At 28.4% G+C, this 1,828-nt stretch carries 2 protein-coding genes; both read right to left on the bottom strand.

Going from position 1 to position 1,828, the window contains the following annotated elements; all coding sequences use genetic code 11:
• Positions 1–91: 91 nt before the first annotated feature.
• Positions 92–541 (bottom strand): hypothetical protein, encoded by a 450-nt coding sequence (locus QO200_RS19250; protein ID WP_371543615.1) that lies wholly within the window; start codon positions 539–541, stop codon positions 92–94.
• Between the two features lie 186 nt (positions 542–727).
• Positions 728–1,708, bottom strand: a complete 981-nt coding sequence (locus tag QO200_RS19245; protein ID WP_371543613.1) for a hypothetical protein — start codon at positions 1,706–1,708, stop codon at positions 728–730.
• Between the last annotated feature and the right edge of the window lie 120 nt (positions 1,709–1,828).

Here is a 1,828-nt window from a genome sequence, read left to right as displayed (position 1 = left end):
TCGAAAAATAACCGACATATAACCCTCTTAAAAGTTGTTTATAACTTAATGATGCTTTACATAGGAATGGCTGTTAGCGGCTGTTTTCTTGCTATTTTTTATAATAATATCGAGTATAATTTGCTTTGTCTTTCCAAGAAATCACTAATTCGGTTTCTGTTATCTTATTAATTATTCCTACCAGGACTTTCTCGTTGTCCATCATAGTTATTATGTTGTCTTTTATTGTAAAATTTTTAAACTCTGATTTTGAGTTTCGTCTATATGTTTCATTCTGTACCTCAATAATAAAAGGTTTAGTTAATTTCATTGCATTGACGTGTTCTCCAAAACGATAAATACCTTCATAAGCATTCCACAATCCTTGCAAATCCTTGAATTTTATTTCGCTTGTCTGTATTGTTGAAGTTTGATCAAATTCTTCCCAATTAATTTCTTTATTTTTTATTTCCGTTGTTGCTCCAGCCTTTTCTGTTTGTCCAAAAGTCGGATTGAAGCTAATAAAGGAAATAACAATTATTAATCTGAATGAGCTTTTCATAATTTTATTCATTTCTCGTTTAAGTATAGTTTGTTTAAATAGCCGCTAACGTCCCGCGGCTTTGAGATGGTGGGGACTTCGTAACCTTTCAATTTTCTGTTTTGCAGAATTATGATGCGAAACGGAGATTCCACTAAAACCCCACTATATCAAAACCGCTGTTGGCAGATCGTTCTTGTTTCTAAGTTATTTTTCAATTCCCAGTTTATTGTTTTTGTTGTCAATAACAATAATTTCGTTATCAAACATTCTATTTCCCGTTATTCCGTAAATTATTGATGAAGGAATGTAATCCATAAAATTTAGTCTAAAAAAACCATAAACATATTCCTCTTTTTTGATGTTATTTCCTATTTGAATATTTTCGGTTATTTGTTTTCTATAAATTTCATAATCTTTTCCACCGCTACCTATACAACAGAGTTTTTCTATCTCTTTTTTACTTTTTAGTTTTGCTAACTTTTTTTCACTTATTACTAAAGAAAACATACTGGAACCTGAATCAAACATTAATCTTGTGTTTTCTTCTCCAATTTTTGCAGGAATTAATAATGGAAATTTGTCCACGCTTGCATTTTTAATAAAATTAAATGATTTTCCTAATTGATTTATATTTTTTTCTGTTATTGCAATTTTATTTTTTTTGAAATCTAAAATTAAAGTTCTTCCAACAATTGCATCTAATCCAATACTTCCAATAATAATAAATGAACTATCTATCTTTACATCCCCACGATTTAGCATTTTTATCTTATCTGCTTTGAATTTCATTTCTCCGATATTTAATATTGGATTTTTAAGAAATTGAATACTGTCTTTTGAATATTCAGTTTTTATAGATGTATTACTTTCAAGCAATTTACTTAATGTTATTCCGTAGAAGAAAGTTTCAGGAATTCCAGTGTCAAATTGCATATATAAATTTTCTTTAATTCCTTCAATTTTTACAGGAACAAAGAAAAATGATTTTTCAACCAGCATGTTTTGAATACTATCGCTTTTCCAAATTATTTCACTATAAACAATTTTTTTCGGTTCACTGAAAACTTTAAATGTGTTTATTGTTTTACTATTTCTCCAATAATTGTAATATATTGGAATTGAAATCGAGATTATGAGAATTAAAATTAAGAGTGTTTTGAGAGATGTTTTTAAAATTTTATTCATAATTATTTTCTTCGGATATTCTTTTTTCGTTTTCGTGAATGTCTGCCAACGTTTTGCAGCTTGGCGAAGTGGCGGACTTTGAAGCACTTACTTTCAACTTAGCACTAAACTTCATTTGAA

The organism is Flavobacterium sp. Arc3 (assembly GCF_041431375.1).
Classification (GTDB): domain Bacteria; phylum Bacteroidota; class Bacteroidia; order Flavobacteriales; family Flavobacteriaceae; genus Flavobacterium.
This window is presented reverse-complemented; position numbering and strand designations above follow the sequence as displayed.